Source organism: Sporosarcina sp. FSL W7-1349 (assembly GCF_038003045.1).
Taxonomy (GTDB): domain Bacteria; phylum Bacillota; class Bacilli; order Bacillales_A; family Planococcaceae; genus Sporosarcina.
The window spans coordinates 1,206,228-1,224,973 of sequence record NZ_JBBOOK010000001.1 but is presented as its reverse complement, the minus strand read 5'-3'; the positions used below and the strand labels follow the sequence as shown (position 1 = coordinate 1,224,973).

Sequence of the window (18,746 nt, the reverse complement as noted above, 5' to 3'; positions counted from 1 at the left end):
CTGCCATTTTTGAAAAGGTGGGATACGCAGTTGGCTTGGCTTTATGTGTTATTTGCCGCGATTGTCGAGTTGGTTTGGGTGATCGGCCTCCGTTACTCCGATTCGGTTTTGGAGTGGAGCCTGACGATTATCGCAATCGTGTTCAGTTTTTATTTCATCATTAAAGCTTGTGAGAAACTGCCGTCCGGCACGGTGTATGCGGTGTTCACCGGATCTGGGGCAGCCGCAATTTTCCTCATCGACGCTGTGTACTTCCAATCGGATTTTTCCTGGGTCCAGGCGGCATGTGTCGGGCTGATTATCCTGGGAGTCGTTGGGTTGAAGATGGCGGATTCTGAGGAAGATTCGGCAGCTGGGGGTGATGTGTAATGGCTTGGCTCTATTTGGTCATTGCCAGTTTCGGCGAAATTTTCGGTGTCATGGCCATCAATCTGTACAATCAAAAAAAGTCATTGCTCCGGCTTCTTTGGATTGCAGTCGCATTCGGTTTCGGTTTCCTGTTCCTCTGGCTTGCCATGCGGGACATTCCGATGGGCACTGCCTACGCGGTATGGACTGGACTCGGTGCAGCGGGAACAGTACTTATGGGGATTTTCGTCTTCAAGGAACCGGGGAATTGGAAGCGGCTCATGTTTTTATTACTCATCATTTGTGGTGCGGTCGGGTTGAAAATATTCAGCTAATCACTATATATGAAAAGGCCGTCCAATGTAGACGGCCGGGGGAGTGCACATGAACTACAAAAAGTTTGCTGGCAACTTCTTGGTCAATTTTCCGAAGATCCTTCAAGGGGTGCTCAATATTTCCCTTGTGCTATTGGCGATTGTCCTGTCGATTCTATTAGGGAAGGAACTCTTCGTTTTCATTGATATTTTGATGGAACAGGAGAGCAATGATTACAAACTTTTCTTGGCACATATTCTGATCTTCTTCCTCTACTTCGAGTTCATCACAATGATCGTCAAGTATTTCAAGGAAGATTACCATTTTCCGTTACGGTATTTTATCTACATCGGCATTACGGCGATGGTCCGCTTGATCATCGTGGATCATGGCCATCCGATGAACACGCTATTGTATTCGCTTGTGATTTTAGTATTGATCATCGGTTACTTCATCATGAATATTACACCACGCGACCGTCCGGAGAGCAGATGGTTCTTCAATCGGGATCCCTGACTTATTTTGTAGCCAGAAAAGCGGGTTCGTCCATCGGAAGTTTGGAGAAGTCAGAAATGACGCCGTCCGCGCCGAATCGCTTCGCCTTGGCAAATAACTGGGTATCCTTTTTCGACCAGACGAGCACTTTTCCGTCATGTTTATGGACTTGATCCACCACTCTTTTGTTCACATAGGATACATTAAAATTGATGTAACTTGCGAAAGAGGTCAATTCTTTAAGCGTTTTGGAGGATGGTAAAAAAGGTGAGGGATTCATGAGGACGGCCACTTCGACTTCGGGAAGAAGCGCATGCACTTTCCGCATAGAATCAATGTCAAACGATTGGATGATGATACCGCTTACATCTGGATAGGCAGTTAATGCCTCTACAACTTTTTCCTCGATGCCCGGATACTGGTCGGGCTTTTTAATCTCAATCAACAATCCAGATTCCCCGTAAAACTCCTCTAGCAACTCATCGAGCGTCAGAATCGTTTCACCCGTATAGACTGGGTCGAATGAACCCCCGACATCCAATTCCTTCAGCTCGGCCAGCGTCAGGTCTTTGACGAATCCTTTACCATTCGTCGTGCGGTCGACCCGTTCATCGTGGATGATCACCGGTTCGCCGTCCTTGGATAGATGAACGTCAAATTCCAGGAAATCCGCTCCCATTTCAATGCCTTTGCGGAAGGAAGCTTGAGTGTTCTCTGGTGCGAAACCGGAGGCGCCCCGATGCGCGACATTAATGAGGTTAATAGGGATATCCGGCCGGGAGGATCGATTGGCGAAGCCTACTAAAAGGCATACTACGAGACTACAGATCACGATAGTCAGGATTATTCTTTGCTGTTGTATTTTTTTCATGTCGTGTCCCCCTCGTAATCCATCTTCGGTTAAATATCCGAAAATTTCTACACTTATTGAATAACTTAAATATAATAGATTCAAGCCTTTATTACCATAGTCTTAAAGTCCCTAAAGGGCGAAAAGCCTCTCTTTTTGTCGAAAGTGGAGAGGCTTCACGAAGTTATGCCCGTTTTTCAAGGTTTTTGGCGGTCGGGCTCTTGTCTACGGAGCGGTTATCCGGATACGTGCCGAGCGCTTTATCATATGTCATATGGGTGACGCCGAACCAATAGTTTTCATTCTTAAAATGGTGGAGGAGATGATGTTTTTTGATCCGTTTCCCGAGTTGCGTTCGAGGAGTGATTGGACGATGGGCGACATAATGTTTCCATTCATAGAACAAGAAATAGCCAAGCAAACCGGTTGCAAAGGCAAGGGTCAATGAAACGCTCCCTACTACACTGTGAAAAATGAGGGAGTACAGGATGAAGCCAGGAACGCTAAACCAGAGCGGCAAAAATAGTAATTTCAAATTGTCGGGTTCCACATGATGGTCATAATGCAGCCGCCGCAACAGTTTCAAAAAGTATGGGTTGCGCGGCGCCTTCAGGTGAAATAAAAAGCGGTGGACCATATATTCACTCGTCGCATATGTCAACATGCCGATGACAATGGCAAGCCACGCACCTAATTGCAAAAGATGGGGAACGGTAAACGAGGCGCATGCGGTGAACAAAAGTCCCATTAGCAATACGTCCGGGAACAGCAAGAAGTCCTTAATATATGTTTTCATTACAACGCCCCTTTCTTACTCTATTATATGTTAAAAATTCAGACATTTATAGTTGATTCTTCTGAAGTAATAGGATTACATTCATGAGTTTCAGGGAATGCAAAGTATATTGGAGTAAATTTAAAAGATAAAGGGGAAATTCGAATGATCTATCAAACGAGTATAAGGATGACTGTTGAAAATGGAGAAGGGAAAACGGACTATTTCTTTGAAGCGGAAGAGCTGGAACTCAACCAGGATTCCAAATTACAAATCCGGAAAGAAGCGGGCAGGGAATCGGTATTTTTTGAAACCGTCAAGCTTTTATATGGAATCGACAAAGACACCGGCAGGCGAACCTTGTACCATATGGAAACGACAACCGAAACGCCGATTGATAAGGATAGGACATATTATGTCAGCCAACTGGATGAAATGAATCGGATGATCAAGTTTAAGGTGTTGGAATAGGAAATATTCTAAATAAAACACAGAAACTCACCCGAACCAGGTGAGTTTTTCCTCAATCAAACCGCGGTTAATCTTCCAAATCCCCAAAGCCTTCGTCATACCCTCTTCGTAATTTGAAAATAGCGGCTTCGTTCCGATGAGTTTTATGAGACATGAAAGCGAGCTCGCCTTTGATGGGAGAAAGCTCGCTTTTTACATGACCGGCATGTTCTTTCAATCCCGCTATGTCTCCATGTATTTTGTGGAGATCCATCGACATGCTTTCTAGCATGGCGTCTGTCTCTTCTTGACGGTCGCATAATGCGAGTGTGATCTCTTTTACCGCGTCCACATTTAAAGTTTGAGTAAGATCATTCAGAATTACTGTTTGTCCATCCAATCTGTGTGTGTTCATTCAATTGCGACTTGACACCTTTTATTTCAACTAAGATTTGTTGTAATAATTTTTCACTCATCCTTTCGCTTTGTATTCTACTTATGAATCAAGACCTCTTTAGGAGATGGTTTTGGTGTAAGAACAGCACAATTAAAGCATCAAAAAGGATTTGAGGATGGATGAAATAGTGGGTGACAGTAATGGAAAGAGAACGTCCCAGGCAGAATTGAACCTGCGACCTACAGCTTAGGAGGCTGTTGGAGATAATACGATGGATAAGGAAAATTGGCGATGAACACCGTCCCGATTAATAATTGCTAATTTATTTATCGGTCTTGTTAAAGAGATTGCCAATGAGTTCTGTAGCTTTTCGTTCTTCTTCCATAAGTGCATGACCGTAGATATTAAAAGTAGAATGGGCAGCTCGAATTAGTAACGTAAGAGAGAAATGCCTTAAATCGTGGAATCTCATTTCCTTTAATCCTAACTCTTTGAATTTATCACTTTTGAAGTTTTTTCCACCAATTATTGACATTATCGGGTATATGGTTTGCCAATTTCGTTTCCGAACAAAAACAAATGATTCGGCCATTCGCGGAGCTCGCCAGCCAACAAGTTTTTTTCTCGTTTAGCGATCAGAACGCGGATCATTTCCATGATTTTGTCGGGAAGTGAAACAAATCTTCTTTTTGGTTTTTGTTTCTATCGACGGACAAGCGTAATAAAAACAGCCGACGTAATTGCCGGCTGTTAACCCATCAATGATTATTCATAAAATATAAAAACCAAACCGCATGATTTTGTTCATCAGCAGCAGCTTCCGTAAAAGCCTCCCTAATAACGGGGTTATTAGCACTTCGCGCTATATCGTGATAGAAGTCTACAGTCTCCTGCTCATCTATGAATGCAGCAAGAATCCCACTATTAAAATCTGTATGGCATTGTTGTGTGATTTGTAGGGTTGGTTGACTCCCCGTCAAAGAAATATATATACGCCAAAAGGTTTCAAAGTGTCTGATTTCATCATTTCTGATTTCAAGTATGCGATTTTTTATTTCGGGATTCGGAGCCTGGGACGCTAATAATTCATAGCATGGAATTGTTGTATATTCACTATTAAGTGCTTTCAAAACATTGTCCAATACTTCCGTATTTGCGGAAGGTTGCAGGGAACTTTGATTCACTTTTTTATCACTCCTCTGTATCAATGTATGGGGATCCTCTATTTTGCGGACCTTGTCCTTTGAGAATGAAAAGCTATTTGAGGAAAAACGAAGTGAAGCTATTTACAAAATTGAAGCATACTCATGGGATGGTGAATACATCAAAATAAGAGCAAAGAGAGCTAAATGCTGATGGTATAGAAAAGGAATCGTAAGACAAGCAGTTGCAGGTCATGTTGGATATCGTATGGTGGGTAAGTGTTTTAAACATGTAACGGACGCAAATGAATATTCGATTTTAAACGGAAGCGTTCACTGCGAAAGGTGTATTGCGAAGTCCGAACAAACAGGGAATAATCACTCCCCTAACAGATTAGTCGTGGTGGTAATGCCATCCGAAGTCAACTTTTAGTAGATTATATCAATTCATGATTTGTAGAGAAACTAAAAGCTTAATGCGTATTATGAATGTAAAGCGAAGAGAACGAGAGCTCGTAACTTCCCCAAAAGTCATCAGCAAATTGTGTCAACTGCGACAGGGAAATCGACATCAAGAAAAACAACTATGTAACCGGAGTGTCAGCGGTGGTGTATGGAATGTGTGCAGGATGAAATAAAAGAAAAGATTTGCTGGACTTATGGCATTATGCTTTTGCGTGTTTTGCAACCAAACCAGTAAATCACAATGTCAACTCGGAACACACTTGCGACAAATGACTTCCAGAAGGCACGAATGGAACTGTGACCAACTTCACCAAAATATTGGGTGACGGGCAACATGAAGTATATCTGGGCGATAGCAAAGTCGTTGATTGGTAAATAAAAAAAGAAAGGATCTCTCCTGCTAGCACGCACATCATACCATAGGAGAGGTTCGGATGAAGAAAACAGCGAGAATTAAATTAGATGAAAATGTTAAAACTAGAAAAGGTAGATATCCCAGCGACGGAGTTTGAGAAGCAGGTCATAAATTGGCAAGATGGGAAGTTGCTGCATTATGAGGTTAGTTACACGAAGAGATGAAAAATCAGTCCCGTGTATAGGGACTGAACGAATTTAGTTATTCATGTCTTGAATCCCTGGACTATGTTCATTTGGCATGTCAGGCATTAAAGGTACAGGGAATCCAGCGGGTGGAGGAGTAACTTTAAGTTCATCATTATTTCTACTAGGGGACTGTCCTTGGAAAATTTCCCCGATTCTAGTTGGGTCTAATCTGAAGTTGAACTGAGCGTTATGATATCCTAACTCCACATATTTTCGGCATTCAGGATATTTATTGATATCGTAATTCGGGACAGGGAAAAGCTTACCCCATTCAACGCCAAGCGTTTCTAATGCTTTTGCAAAAGCGTTCTGATGTGCGTTATCTCTCACGATTAGGAAAGCTAATGTCTCTCGGAATGTCTTATTCGAGCTCATTTCGTAAATTCGAGATTTTTGCAAGACGCCGGTTGATTCTAAAACCAGGTTATCGAGCAGATCGCTAATCAAATTGCCATGACTATAAACCCAAGAGCCGTTCCAAGGATTTCCCGCAGCATCTACAGGAAGAGAGGCTTGAGCACCAATAATGTAATGATGGGGATTTGCATGTCTAACAGCATCATCAAGAGGTGCTTGATCGACTCCGGCATTACCAGGGATAGCCGATTCACCTGAATCATTTAATAATTGGTTAATTGTATTCTGTACAAGCTCGACATGAGCGATTTCTTCCAAAAATACACCACGAAGTAAATCGCGATATTGTGTTTCCTTACCTCGGAAATTGGAACTTTGGAAGAAGTACTGCATCATGGTACGCATTTCTCCAAAGTGACCACCAAGGATTTCCTGCATTACTTTAGCGGCTTCGGGGTCGGGTTTATCGGGAGGAGTGATGGGGTTGATCAGTTCTTCTTTGTAGTAATACACATTTAGCACCTCATTTATATATTTATGCTAAGTAGTATCAAGCAAAATAAAAGTTTTATTCTCAATTGAAAATAATCATCTATATAAAAGGAAATGCGATGCAATTGTCACGACCCGGCGAAAAGGAAAAGAATTTACTTATATAGGAAAAATACAACCTAGATTCAATTATGAACACTATTTCTGTCGAGGGGCCGTTTGGAGAAGATAATATTCTGGTTGTAGATATTATTAGGGTACGAGGAATGTATTAAAAAAGAGGGGGCTCACACGCGCCTCCTCTTTTTATTTTTTATCAAGCTTTATCAACAATAAGAAAATTTCAACCCCAAATAGCTTTTTCGATGATTAACCGATAAATTAAAACTCTTGGAAACTCATTGTTATCAAGGGATCTAGGAACGTCCCAGGCAGGAATTGAACCTGCGACCTACAGCTTAGGAGGCTGTCGCTCTATCCAACTGAGCTACTGGGACAAGAAACTTGCTCAATTATTATAAACCTTCCCGACTAGTAACGCAATCCGTGGATTCCCAGATGCCGCTGTTTTGGATTTCCGCATCCCCTATGGAATAATGGAGGGACAGGAGGTAGAAAGCTATGAGAAAAATGATTTTTGGCGAACACGAACCGAATACGTTGCGCCAATTTGAAAATTGTTTGCAGACCGGGAACGTGGCGGGCGGTGTGTTATGCGCAGATGGCCATTATGGCTACAGCCAACCCGTCGGAGGAGTTATTGTCTATGACAATCAAATTTCTCCGTCCGGTGTCGGCTATGACATCGCTTGCGGCAATAAAGCAGTGCGGACCAACTTGCAATATGAGGACATTAAAAAAGATATCCCGCGAATCATGGACGATATTGCTGCCCGGATTTCCTTCGGCATTGGCCGAAAGAATAAGGAGCGGGTCGACCATGAACTGTTTGACGATCCTGATTGGAATGTATTCCGCCAGATCGGTCAGCAGGAGCACGACAAGCTGAAGAAACTGGCGGTTGACCAGCTTGGGACGGTTGGGGCCGGCAATCATTTCGTCGATCTGCTCGTCGAAGAGAGGACGGGCGATGTCTGGGTGGCGAACCATTTCGGCAGCCGCGGTTTCGGCCATAAGACCGCGAGCGGCTTCCTCAACTTGGCGAACGGGATGGAGTTTTCCGACCGAGCGCCGGGTGAAAGCATGGAGCAGGCTCCGACTTTGATTGACCTCGATAGCGAATTGGGCGACTTATATTATCGCGCGATGACGCTTGCCGGAAAATATGCGTACGCGGGACGCGATTATGTGATGGATGAAGTGTTGGCCATACTTGGTGCAGAATCTGAGTTCGAGGTGCATAATCATCATAATTTCGCCTGGAAAGAAACTCATCGCGGCAAAGAGCGGATCGTCGTGCGGAAAGGGGCGACACCTTCCGCACCGGGCCAGCTTGGATTCATCGGCGGTAGCATGGGCGACATTTCAGTCATTGTTCGCGGGAAGGATAATGCGGAAAATGAAAACGCCTTTTACAGCACTGTCCATGGGGCGGGCCGGATCATGAGCCGGACCCAAGCCGCCGGGAAGATGAATTGGAAGAAACGGACCCGGATAGGCGGCCAAATTTCACCAGATATGATGGAAAAGGCGGTGAAACGGTTTGGTGTCGAACTGAGGGGCGGCGGTACGGACGAAAGCCCATTCGTCTACAGGAAATTGCAATCCGTCTTGGATGCCCATGAAGATACGATCGATGTTTTACATGTACTGAAACCAGTCGGTGTCTGCATGGCAGGCGCAAATGAATTCGATCCGTATAAGGATTGATTTCCGAATTGATGTTGAATTAGACATATCCGGCTATAATTCTATCAATCCGTCAGTCTTAAGGACTGGCGGGTTTTTTATGGTGTGCCCGGCATGGGCTATAACTTGGTGGTGAAAGTCCACTACAGGCTTGGCAGTAGGAACTGTTAGCTTAAGGCAAGGGTGTCCACCGTGAGGTGGAATCTGAAGGAAGCCGGCGGCAAAATCCCGAACCGACGGACAGAAACTGCATATGAGGCTGAATTGGAACGGACGAGTTTGCCGTACAAAACAAAGTCCAATACTGCCCGAGTTCCATACAGTAAATGCAGCGGTTACATGGGAGGAAGGTTATAGCTCTTACCCGGGGAGGTCTTACAGGGGTTCCCGACAAGAGGGATGGAATATCCCACAGGAACAAACCGGTCAGTGATGGCAGGTTGAACTGTAAGAAGTCAGCAGAAGCCATAGTAGTCCATAAGGACGAAGGGCTGAACAATAATAATCCTGAAATGAAATGGAGGTAAAGACAGTGCAAAGACCACAGAAAACATCGGCAGATGGCTGGCCGCAAAGGGATAGGTTGGAAACCGAAGAATATGCGGGAGCGTGCAGTCCTGTCTTTACAGAAATGGAGCGACAGGATGGTATCGATTTGATTGATAAAGTAGTCGACATCAACAACCTCTTTAACGCTTGTAAGAAAGTGAAGGCAAATAAAGGGGCGCCGGGTGTCGATGAAATGACAGTAGATGAACTTTTAGGTCATGTAGCCAAATACCGAACCCAACTTATTAGAAAGCTGAAAGACGGTTCGTACGAACCACTGCCAGTAAAACGTGTTGAAATTCCAAAGTTAGATGGGTCAATGCGAAAACTCGGCATACCGTGTGTACGGGATCGAATGGTTCAACAAGCCATCTATCAGGTGATTGGTAAAATCATTGACCCTCATTTTTCGGAGAGGAGCTATGGTTTTCGTCCAAAACGGAATCAGCATCAAGCCATTAAGCAATCCATCACATATTATGAACAAGGTTATAGAGTGGTAGTCGATTGTGATTTAAAAAGCTACTTCGACACCATTAATCATCAGAAGCTGATGGAATATCTAAAAGAGTTCATAAACGACAAGATTGTCCTAAAGTTGATATGGAAGTTTCTAAAGAGTGGCATCCTTGAAGATGGACTTATCAGTCCAACAGAAGAAGGTGCTCCGCAAGGTGGCGTACTCTCCCCGATTCTTAGCAATGTCTATTTGAATCAATTAGATAGGGAACTTGAAAGACGGGGGCATAAATTCGTACGATTTGCGGATGATTTCTGCATATACGTGAAAAGCAGGCGAGCAGGGGAACGTGTTTTGGAAAGCATTACAAAGTTCCTTGAACATGATTTGAAGCTGACAGTGAACCAAGAAAAGAGCAAGGTGGGTTCTCCGGTCAAACTCAAGTTCCTCGGTTTCTGCCTCCATTCCACATCTAAAGGTGTGGGTTGTAGACCACATCACTCCGCAAAAAGTCGATTCAAATCAAAATTAAAGAAAATCACCAAACGGAATCGCCCGGGCCGCTTTGACGAGATTGCCAAAGAAATCAACCAAGTGACAATAGGTTGGATAAACTACTATGGAATTGGCTTTATGAAAAGTTTTATCAAATCCATGGCACAATGGCTGAACCATCGGTTACGTCAACTGATATGGAAACGTTGGAAGAAGATATGGACAAAATACCGTCAGTTACGAAGGCTGGGAATTTTACATGAAGAAGCTTGGAAAGTATCAAATTCCCGAAAGGGATATTGGAGAGTCTCCAAAAGCGAAACTCTACATAAAGCAATCAAAGCAGAAACGCTCACCAAGTGGGGTCTGAAAGACCTGAATCACTTGTATGAGCGTCGATACTTAAGTTATTGAACCGCCGTATACGGAACCGTACGTACGGTGGTGTGAGAGGTCGGGAGCTAATCACTCCCTCCTACTCGATTTCATCCCTAACTTAACTAGCAAAACTATCGAAACTGAAAGTAATAAATTATCTAAAAAGTCTGTTGACAAACATATACATCCTATTTAGAATGTATAACATGACATAACAAGGTAATACATGATAGTACAAGTTAGGGGTTTTCCGTAAAAAGGAGTGATTTAAGATAGAGACTTAGATAAGTGGTCTTAAACTCATCATATTACGTTTAGGAGGAGATTCAAATAAAAATTAATCGTGAAAGTGATATCCCCTTATATGAACAAATTGCCAATTTTATTAAAACGAAAATACAAAAAGGGGAACTTGTCCATAATGAAAAGCTGCCAAGCGAAAAAGAGTTGATGGAAATCTTTGAAGTGAGTCGCCTAACCGTTCGGAAAGCGATCAGTGTCTTAGTGGATGAAGGGCTCTTGATGACAAAAAAGGGAATGGGAATCTACGTCAAGAATCTAAAAATCAATTTTGAAATGAATCACGTTAAGGGTTTTAACGAGATGTTACATTCCCAAGGATTCGAATATGAAAGAAAGTTGATCAAACATGAAGTGAGTTACCCGCCGAATCATATTTTGGAATCTCTTGGTCTGGAACCAGGCATCAAGCTTCATACCCTCCATCAATTATTTTTAATGGAAGGGAAGCCGATAGGGCTGTTGGTGACGTACATCTCTCCCGATACGGGCTTTACTGATGAATTGGCTGAAAAAATGGATCAAGCTTCATTTTTGGAAGTGCTGAAAGAAGATTTGAATATCATCCCATTCGAAACAAGATATTCAATCGATGCAACGGCGGCTCCAAGTGAACTGACGAGCATTCTAAATGTTTCCCTCGGCTATCCATTATTGAAAGTAGAAAGAACCACGTTGACGGAAGAGAATATCCTTTTCGAATCGACGGTCATGTATTTGAGCCCCAATTTATATCAATTCAAATTTGATATACGAAATAATAATAGCAATACGAACGATGGGCCGCCTCAGAAATTGTATGTGCATGCTTAATATTCAAGGAAAGAGGTTTGAAATAAATGTCAACGACACCAAAGAACTTACTATTTATCATGTCTGATGAACATAACAAAGAAATGACAGGCTGCTACGGCCACCCTGTGGTGAAAACGCCGAATATTGACAAACTGGCAAGCAATGGCGTCCGTTTTGAAAGCGCTTATTGCAATTCGCCGATCTGTGTTCCGTCGCGTGCAAGTATGGCAACTGGCCGTTATCCTCATCAGATCGAGTCCTGGGACAATGCCCATCCTTATGACGGCACGATTCCGAGCTGGGGGCATCGGCTAACGGAGCAAGGCTACAAAGTTACAACGATCGGAAAGCTTCATTTTCGGAATGATGAAGATGATACCGGCTTTCCAGATCAGCGCTACCCAATGCATGTTCATGGAAAAGGGGATCTCTATTCACTCATCCGGGAGGATATGGAAGATCGGCCGAAGGAAAGACAAAAAATTTTAGATGCCGGACCGGGCGAAAGTTCTTATACACGATACGATGAAAACACGGCACAAGAAGCGAGAAATTTCATTTTGAATGAAGGACGGGATTCCGATAAGCCGTGGGTGTTATTCGTGTCATTTGGTACGCCGCATTTTCCTTTGATTGCACCGGAGGAATATTACTCAATGTATCCGTTGGAAGACGTGGTTTTTCCGAAATATTATTCTTTGGAAGAGCGGCATAATCATCCGATCTTGCAGGAGATTCGGAGAATCACCGTGTTGGATGATGAACTCGATGAAATGGCCGTCCGGAAAGCGGTCGCTGCGTATTACGGGCTATGCAGTTTTATGGATGCTCAAATCGGCAAAGTGCTAGGAGCCCTTGAAGAAGCAGGCCTAGCTGAAGATACGAGGATCATCTACACATCCGACCATGGCGATACGATCGGAGAACATGGACATTGGTTCAAGTCGACGATGTATGAAGGTTCCGTTTCAGTGCCGTTTATCTTGTCAGGTCCTGATTTGCCCAAAGGGAAAGTGGTGAAAAACCACGTCTCGTTAATTGACTGTTTCCCAACGATTGTGAACGCGGTTGGTGCCAATTTGAATGAAGAAGATCAAGATTTGCCAGGCCAGTCCTTATTCCAGATTGCAACAGGAGAGAGAGATCCGGAAAGGACTGTGTTCAGTGAATATCATGCGGCCAACTCCAGCACGGCGTATTTTATGCTCCGCTATAAACAATATAAATATATTTATTACGTCGGATATGAGCCGCAGCTTTTCGATTTAGAACAGGATCCAGGCGAAAAAGAAGATCTCGCTTCACTTGAAGCGTATCAATCTGTTTTGGAGGAGTGTGAAAAGGAATTGAGAAAGATCGCCGATCCGGAGTTGCTGGACAAGCGAGCAAGGCGATCGCAAGCGAATAAAATCGAGGAGAACGGCGGAAAGGAAAAAATACTGCAAACAGGGTTTGCCATCCCTTATTCACCGACACCGAAACAATTCCAATAAAAAAGAGGAGGATATGTGGATGAAACGTAAAAACAGAAGAAAATTATGGTTACCATTTATTAGTGTAATTGCGTGTCTTGCTTTATTGGCAGGTTGCGGCACGAGTGCCAATGAAACGAACAATGGTGCGAATGCAGGAGGCAAGGAAAACGGCAATCTGGACAATTATCCTGCTGAAAAAATTGATTTTCTTGTCGGATTCAGTCCGGGCGGGGGAACGGATACGACTTCCCGTAAGATCACACAATTGCTCAGTGGTGAAAAACTTGTAGAGCAGACATTTGTCGTCAATAATATGCCGGGTGCAATGGGCGGAATGGCGTTAATGGAGCAAAAGAAAAGACAAGGTGATATGTACACCATTCAAGGAGTATCCGGCTTTATGACTCCATTATGGACGGAAGGTTTGGGAGCGACTCTTTCAGATGTGCAACCGATCGCTTCTTTGACAAATACGGAAATCCTCATCGTCGTGCCAAAAAACTCGCCATATAATACAGTTACGGAACTTTTGGATGCTACGAAAGAAAAGAATATTACGGTTGGCATTGTAGGCCCTCAAGACGGGGAGGATGCCTTTACTTGGAATAAAATACGGACAGCTTACGATATGAATGATTTGAATTATGTTTCGACAGATGGAATTTCCGAAAGTCTTTCCCTTGTGTTGGGTGACAAAGTGGATGCCACGCTGCTCCTCCCGATTGTTGCGAAAGATTATATAGAAACGGGCGATTTGAAAGCGCTCGCAGTATTATCGGACAAGCATTCCGAGTTTTTACCGGATGTCCCGACGTTACAAGAAGAAGGGATTGACGTAATTTCCAAAAGATATTATGGAGTGGTGGCAAGTGCGGGCGTTTCACAAGAAATCATTGATTATTGGAGTTCAAAATTTGAGGAAATGATCGAGTTGGATGGATGGAAAACGTATTTAGAGGATAGTGGATTGATTTCCGAGTTCCATAAAAGTGAAGAGTATATCCAATACTTAGAAACCGAAGGGAAAGAATATCAAGAATACCTTCAGTCATTACAGTGATAGGGTAAACAGGTCAAACAGGAAGGCCCCCCTTCTTGTTTGACCATCCATATATCCATTTAGAAGGTGGTGGAGCGAATGAAGGTCGAACGGAATTTCACTGTTTTGTTAATCGGTATCGCGGCGATATTTCTCATTTTATCATTGATGTTGCCACTCGGTAAAGGAAATGGAATGATTGGAGCAGGCTTTTTTCCTACGGCCATTTCAGCAATATTACTAGGGCTATTGCTTGTTAATTTTATTCAAACGACCAAATCGAAAAACAAAGAGCAACAAGAGGAAGTTCAGGGAGAACAAGAGGAGTTAACAGGGATTCGGAAAGGGCAATTCATTTTTCTTGTTTCACTAGTCGCTTGTCTATTTCTGACAGATATCCTCGGCATGTTACTCAGTATTGGGATTTTCATTGTTTTCACTCTATATTTCATAGAAAAGATGTCATGGAGAACTTCTATTCTATTTAGCACGATTTTTATCGTATCGGTATTTTTTGTATTTGAGAAATGGTTTGGGCTGCATATTCCCAAAGGGTTTTGGAGCATCATTATCTGACAATGAGGGAGTGACCTCGAATGACTGAATTTCTTGCTGGACTGTCAACTATTGTATCCTCGCCTTCCGCTATTTTCTGGTGCTTTTTAGGCGTACTGCTCGGAACCATCCTAGGTGCCCTCCCAGGGCTTGGCGCAGTGACGGGAATTGCGATGTTATTGCCACTGACATTCCATCTATCCAGTTTGAATGGACTCTTATTATTAATGTGCGTGTATATGGGGGTTCAATTTGGCGGTCGGATCAGTGCGATTTTAATTAATATTCCTGGGGATGCAACAGCGGTCGTTTCCACTTTTGACGGCTATCCATTAGCGAGACAGGGAAGGGCCGGCTTTGCTTTGACCATCAGCGCCATTGCTTCTTTTATCGGCGGACTGATTGGAATCATCGGTTTGGTGTTTTTGACATCCAAGTTAGCACAAGTTTCCTTGTTGTTTGGGCCAATGGATTATTTTGCTTTAATGTTATTCACTTTGATCGCGACTTGCGGAGTATTGGAGAAAAAACCGTTAAAACCTCTCATTGCTGTTAGTATGGGCGTATTGATTTCGACCATCGGATTGGATGCTGTTACCGGCCAGGCGAGACTGACATTCGGAACTCCCTACCTTTGGGATGGTATTCATATCGTCGCAATCGCCATCGGGTTGTTTGGACTTTCCGAAACATTTTTCCGCTTTGAACAACGAAAGAAAAATGTCGGAGAAGCTGATTCGCTCAGTGACAAAATAAAATTTTCTAGTTTGTTCCCTAAAACGTCAGAAATGATCAAGGATTTGGGCGCGATGCTTCGCGGTTCTATTGTAGGTTTTGTAATCGGAGTTTTGCCTGGAGCAGGCGGTGTGTTGGCGACATTTTTATCATATGGCTTGGAGAAGAAGATATCCAAGGAGCCTGACAAATTTGGGCAAGGCGCTTCAAAAGGGCTTTCGACGGCTGAAGCCGCGAATAATTCAGCGGTAGGGGGCGCACTGATACCTACATTTGCTTTGGGTATTCCGGGATCGGGAGCGGCGGCTGTTTTGCTAGGCGGGCTGTTGATTATGGGATTGCAGCCAGGTCCGATGATGCTGACAAATTCAGGTGATATTGTCTGGGCCGCCTTTGCCGGATTATTCATTGGCAACGTATTACTGCTATTATTAAATGTGTTGCTCGTCCCTTTCTTCGCTACGCTTATTGTAAAGGCCGAGCCATATATGATGGCGATTATCGCGGCACTTTGTTTTATCGGGGTTTATTTTACTGATAATAGTTTGTTTAACGTAGGCGTCATGATCGTCTTTGGGATTCTCGGCTATTTTTTACGAAAAACTGGTTTTCCATTGGCCCCTTTATTTCTCGGCGTCATTCTCGGGCCCATGGTTGAGAAAAACTTGCGTCAATCTCTTTCCATGTCGCAAGGTGACTATTCTATTTTTTTCGTCAACCCGATATCGTGTACGTTGCTCATTTTGTCGGGGGCAATTCTTCTAATGCCGTTGTTGCGATTTCTTTCGAGAGTCATGAAACTCGGTGGAAATAGGAGAAAATCAATTGTTTCATAAGGAGTTGGTACCAATGGAAGTTACAGCGAAAAACATTGTTGAATCATTAAAAAACGCTTTGTGGGATGTTGAAGTTACAACGAACGAAACTATAAGAGAATTACATAGTAAAGATGAATCCTATCACGAACCTAGGATGCCCGATGTCGTTGTTTTTCCAACTAAGACGGAAGACGTCTCCAAAATTATGAAAGTGGCTCAACAGCATCAAGTGCCGGTCGTTCCGTTCGGACTTGGCTCCGGCTTGGAAGGACAAGTGATTCCCTTGAATGGTGGAATTTCGGTTGATTTTTCATCGATGAATAAAATTCTCGAAATCCGGGAAGATGATCTGCTTGTGACGGTGCAGCCTGGCGTGACACGTTCCCAATTAAATCAGGAACTAAAGAAGCATGGGCTGTTCTTCACCGTGGACCCCGGCGCTAATGCGACTCTCGGCGGCATGGCCGCAACGAACGCCAGCGGGACGACCTCTGTGAGATACGGGGTGATGCGTGATCAAGTGCGGGATCTGGAAGTCGTATTGCCGGATGGTACCGTCATGCATACGGGAAACAAGGCAGCAAAATCGTCCTCCGGCTACCATTTGAACGGGCTGTTTGTCGGTTCGGAAGGCACCCTCGGCAGCATTACAGAATTGACGCTTCGGGTGTATGGGATTCCCGAGCATGTCATGGCGGCGAGGGCTTCATTCCCGACGATGAAAGACGCCGTTGAATCGGTCGTCTCCATATTGCAAGCCGGAATTCCAATTGCCCGGGTGGAGCTAGTTGACGAAGCTTCCATGAAACAAGTAAATCTTCATAGCGAAACCGATTACGAGGAAAAGCCGACCCTTTTCTTGGAATTCCATGGCAACGAGGCGGGACTGCAACAGGATGTCGAATTCTTGATGGATATCGTCAACGACCATCATTGCAGCAAAATAGACTTTGAGAAGGATAACGCGGCCCGCAATCAATTATGGGAAGCGCGCCATAGCTTAGCGTATGCTTATATGCATGGATACCCCGGCAAGGGGATGATCACTACCGATGTGTGTGTCCCAATTTCCGAATTGGCGAACGCAGTGCTGTTCGCCCGTGAGAGGTTGGATGCCGCCGGATTGCCAGCGGGATTAGTGGGTCATGTCGGTGACGGAAACTTCCATACGCTTCTGATGGTTGACATGGATGATGCAGAACAGCTCGCAAAAGTAAATGAGATTAATGAACAAATTGTCCTGTACGCATTGGAGCGTGGCGGCACTTGCACAGGCGAGCACGGCGTCGGGGTTGGCAAGCAGAAATACCAGTCTACTGAACATGGTGCCGCTTTGGCAGTGATGCAGAACATCAAAAAAGTTTTAGATCCGGATAATTTAATGAACCCAGGAAAGATTTTTTAATTCGGACTACATCTATAGAAGGGGTGACCTATGGATACAATTAGAAGTTGCTGTGCAGGTAGCCGAGCCTCATACTCACAGGACATCCAACAGATCGCTTCTCCGGAAGTGAAGCAATCGATTTACCTGACAGAAGGGGAGATGGCCTATATTCCGGGAGGGACTTTCTTGATGGGGACGGATTATAAGTATGCGTTCCCTGACGATGGGGAGGGACCTGTCCGTAAAGTGGAAGTCAATCCGTTTAAGATGGACATCCATGCAGTCACAAACGAAAAATTCAAAGCATTTGTTGAAGATACTGGTTATATTACCGAAGCGGAACAATTTGGATGGTCTTTCGTATTTCACCATTTTGTCAGCAAGAAAACGGCGGCCATTGTCACACAACAAGTGCACGCAACCCCATGGTGGTGGGTCGTAGAAGGCGCTACTTGGAAACATCCCGAAGGACCGGATAGCGCTATTGAAAACAGATTGGATCATCCAGTCATCCACGTATCATGGAATGATGCCGCCGCCTACTGCAAATGGGCCGGCAAACGATTGCCAACTGAGGCGGAGTGGGAGTTCGCTGCAAGAGGAGGATTGGAACAAAAACTCTATCCATGGGGCGATGAGTTGACTTCAAACGGCCAACACCGATGCAATATATGGCAAGGAGAGTTTCCGGTATCCAATGAAAAATTGGACGGATATGCAGGCACAGCTCCTGTGGATTCCTATGATCCAAATGGGTATGGCCTATACAATATGGTCGGGAATGTTTGGGAGTGGTGTTCGGATTGGTTTGTCAATAACGTAGAAGAGCAAGGAGGACGGAACAATCCAAAAGGGCCCGAGATTGGAATGGCCCGATCGATTCGCGGCGGCTCGTATTTATGCCACTTTTCCTACTGCAACCGATATCGCGTGGCAGCACGGACTTCCAATACGCCGGATAGTTCATCCGGGAACATTGGTTTTCGCTGTGTATGGGACATCGACTGAAGTCTTTGCGGACTAATGAATCAAACATTGGCGATTTCTGTTGCTTGAAATGGAAGGCAACGACTCTAGCGGGAATCGAAAATTCTTTTGTTCCAAATGCGTAGCGTTTGGAAACATGGGATGCCTTAATTTCTCCAAAGGGCGCAGAAATACGGCAAATCGAACCCTTCGCTGTTCGTAAGTCGTGCCTTAATTTCTGCAAAGGGCGCAGAAATATGGCAAATCGAACCCTTCGCTGTTCGATTGGCTGGCAT

The 18,746-nt window shown here is 44.2% G+C and carries 18 protein-coding genes and 1 tRNA gene; 13 read left to right on the top strand and 6 right to left on the bottom strand.

Annotated elements, in window-relative coordinates:
- Positions 1 to 30 precede the first annotated feature (30 nt).
- Genes MKY41_RS06130 through psiE form a run of 3 tightly spaced genes read left to right on the top strand, consistent with a single transcriptional unit; the run spans position 31 to position 1,179 of the window.
- A complete protein-coding gene (locus MKY41_RS06130; protein WP_340744197.1) occupies positions 31 to 369 on the top strand; it encodes a DMT family transporter in 339 nt (112 codons plus the stop codon).
- Positions 369 to 683 (top strand): DMT family transporter, encoded by a 315-nt coding sequence (locus MKY41_RS06125; protein WP_340744196.1) that lies wholly within the window; start codon positions 369 to 371, stop codon positions 681 to 683. Before MKY41_RS06130 ends, MKY41_RS06125 begins: the two co-directional genes overlap by 1 nt.
- 49 nt (positions 684 to 732) lie before the next feature.
- Positions 733 to 1,179 (top strand): phosphate-starvation-inducible protein PsiE, encoded by a 447-nt coding sequence (gene psiE, locus MKY41_RS06120; protein WP_340744195.1) that lies wholly within the window; start codon positions 733 to 735, stop codon positions 1,177 to 1,179.
- A 1-nt stretch (position 1,180) separates the two neighbouring features.
- On the opposite strand, the gene MKY41_RS06115 is transcribed toward psiE, so the two are convergent.
- Together MKY41_RS06115 and MKY41_RS06110 are read right to left on the bottom strand one after the other, a co-directional pair.
- Positions 1,181 to 2,029, bottom strand: coding sequence for a glycerophosphodiester phosphodiesterase (locus MKY41_RS06115; RefSeq protein WP_340744194.1), 849 nt, complete (start codon positions 2,027 to 2,029; stop codon positions 1,181 to 1,183).
- A gap of 163 nt (positions 2,030 to 2,192) precedes the next feature.
- Positions 2,193 to 2,804 (bottom strand): sterol desaturase family protein, encoded by a 612-nt coding sequence (locus MKY41_RS06110; protein WP_340744193.1) that lies wholly within the window; start codon positions 2,802 to 2,804, stop codon positions 2,193 to 2,195.
- 144 nt (positions 2,805 to 2,948) lie between these two features.
- On the opposite strand from MKY41_RS06110, the gene MKY41_RS06105 reads away from it, so the two are divergent.
- Entirely contained in the window at positions 2,949 to 3,254 is a 306-nt protein-coding gene (locus MKY41_RS06105; RefSeq protein ID WP_340744192.1) for a hypothetical protein, read from the top strand.
- Between the two features lie 67 nt (positions 3,255 to 3,321).
- On the opposite strand, the gene MKY41_RS06100 is transcribed toward MKY41_RS06105, so the two are convergent.
- The 4 genes from MKY41_RS06100 to MKY41_RS06085 all read right to left on the bottom strand — a co-directional run bounded on the left by MKY41_RS06100 (position 3,322) and on the right by MKY41_RS06085 (position 7,186).
- Positions 3,322 to 3,648 (bottom strand): hypothetical protein, encoded by a 327-nt coding sequence (locus MKY41_RS06100; protein WP_340744191.1) that lies wholly within the window; start codon positions 3,646 to 3,648, stop codon positions 3,322 to 3,324.
- 740 nt (positions 3,649 to 4,388) lie between these two features.
- Positions 4,389 to 4,814: a ferritin-like domain-containing protein gene (locus MKY41_RS06095; RefSeq protein WP_340744190.1), complete on the bottom strand. Its 426-nt coding sequence runs from the start codon at positions 4,812 to 4,814 to the stop codon at positions 4,389 to 4,391.
- Between the two features lie 1,035 nt (positions 4,815 to 5,849).
- Entirely contained in the window at positions 5,850 to 6,710 is an 861-nt protein-coding gene (locus MKY41_RS06090) for a manganese catalase family protein (RefSeq protein ID WP_340744189.1), read from the bottom strand.
- Between the two features lie 402 nt (positions 6,711 to 7,112).
- A tRNA-Arg gene (locus tag MKY41_RS06085) sits at positions 7,113 to 7,186 on the bottom strand.
- A 133-nt stretch (positions 7,187 to 7,319) separates the two neighbouring features.
- On the opposite strand from MKY41_RS06085, the gene MKY41_RS06080 reads away from it, so the two are divergent.
- The 9 genes from MKY41_RS06080 to MKY41_RS06040 all read left to right on the top strand — a co-directional run bounded on the left by MKY41_RS06080 (position 7,320) and on the right by MKY41_RS06040 (position 18,492).
- On the top strand, positions 7,320 to 8,519 hold the full coding sequence (locus tag MKY41_RS06080) for an RtcB family protein (RefSeq protein ID WP_445683322.1): 1,200 nt from the start codon (positions 7,320 to 7,322) through the stop codon (positions 8,517 to 8,519).
- Positions 8,520 to 9,129: 610 nt separating this feature from the next.
- On the top strand, positions 9,130 to 10,416 hold the full coding sequence (gene ltrA / locus MKY41_RS06075) for a group II intron reverse transcriptase/maturase (RefSeq protein WP_340745601.1): 1,287 nt from the start codon (positions 9,130 to 9,132) through the stop codon (positions 10,414 to 10,416).
- Positions 10,417 to 10,704: 288 nt separating this feature from the next.
- A complete protein-coding gene (locus MKY41_RS06070) occupies positions 10,705 to 11,493 on the top strand; it encodes a GntR family transcriptional regulator (RefSeq protein WP_340745645.1) in 789 nt (262 codons plus the stop codon).
- 26 nt (positions 11,494 to 11,519) lie between these two features.
- Entirely contained in the window at positions 11,520 to 12,968 is a 1,449-nt protein-coding gene (locus tag MKY41_RS06065; protein WP_340744187.1) for a sulfatase-like hydrolase/transferase, read from the top strand.
- A 19-nt stretch (positions 12,969 to 12,987) separates the two neighbouring features.
- Positions 12,988 to 14,010: a tripartite tricarboxylate transporter substrate binding protein gene (locus MKY41_RS06060; RefSeq protein WP_340744186.1), complete on the top strand. Its 1,023-nt coding sequence runs from the start codon at positions 12,988 to 12,990 to the stop codon at positions 14,008 to 14,010.
- Positions 14,011 to 14,088: 78 nt separating this feature from the next.
- On the top strand, positions 14,089 to 14,565 hold the full coding sequence (locus MKY41_RS06055; protein ID WP_340744185.1) for a tripartite tricarboxylate transporter TctB family protein: 477 nt from the start codon (positions 14,089 to 14,091) through the stop codon (positions 14,563 to 14,565).
- A gap of 20 nt (positions 14,566 to 14,585) precedes the next feature.
- Positions 14,586 to 16,115, top strand: a complete 1,530-nt coding sequence (locus MKY41_RS06050; RefSeq protein ID WP_340744184.1) for a tripartite tricarboxylate transporter permease — start codon at positions 14,586 to 14,588, stop codon at positions 16,113 to 16,115.
- A gap of 13 nt (positions 16,116 to 16,128) precedes the next feature.
- Positions 16,129 to 17,502 (top strand): FAD-binding oxidoreductase, encoded by a 1,374-nt coding sequence (locus MKY41_RS06045; RefSeq protein WP_340744183.1) that lies wholly within the window; start codon positions 16,129 to 16,131, stop codon positions 17,500 to 17,502.
- A 30-nt stretch (positions 17,503 to 17,532) separates the two neighbouring features.
- Entirely contained in the window at positions 17,533 to 18,492 is a 960-nt protein-coding gene (locus MKY41_RS06040; protein ID WP_340744182.1) for a formylglycine-generating enzyme family protein, read from the top strand.
- Positions 18,493 to 18,746: the final 254 nt, after the last annotated feature.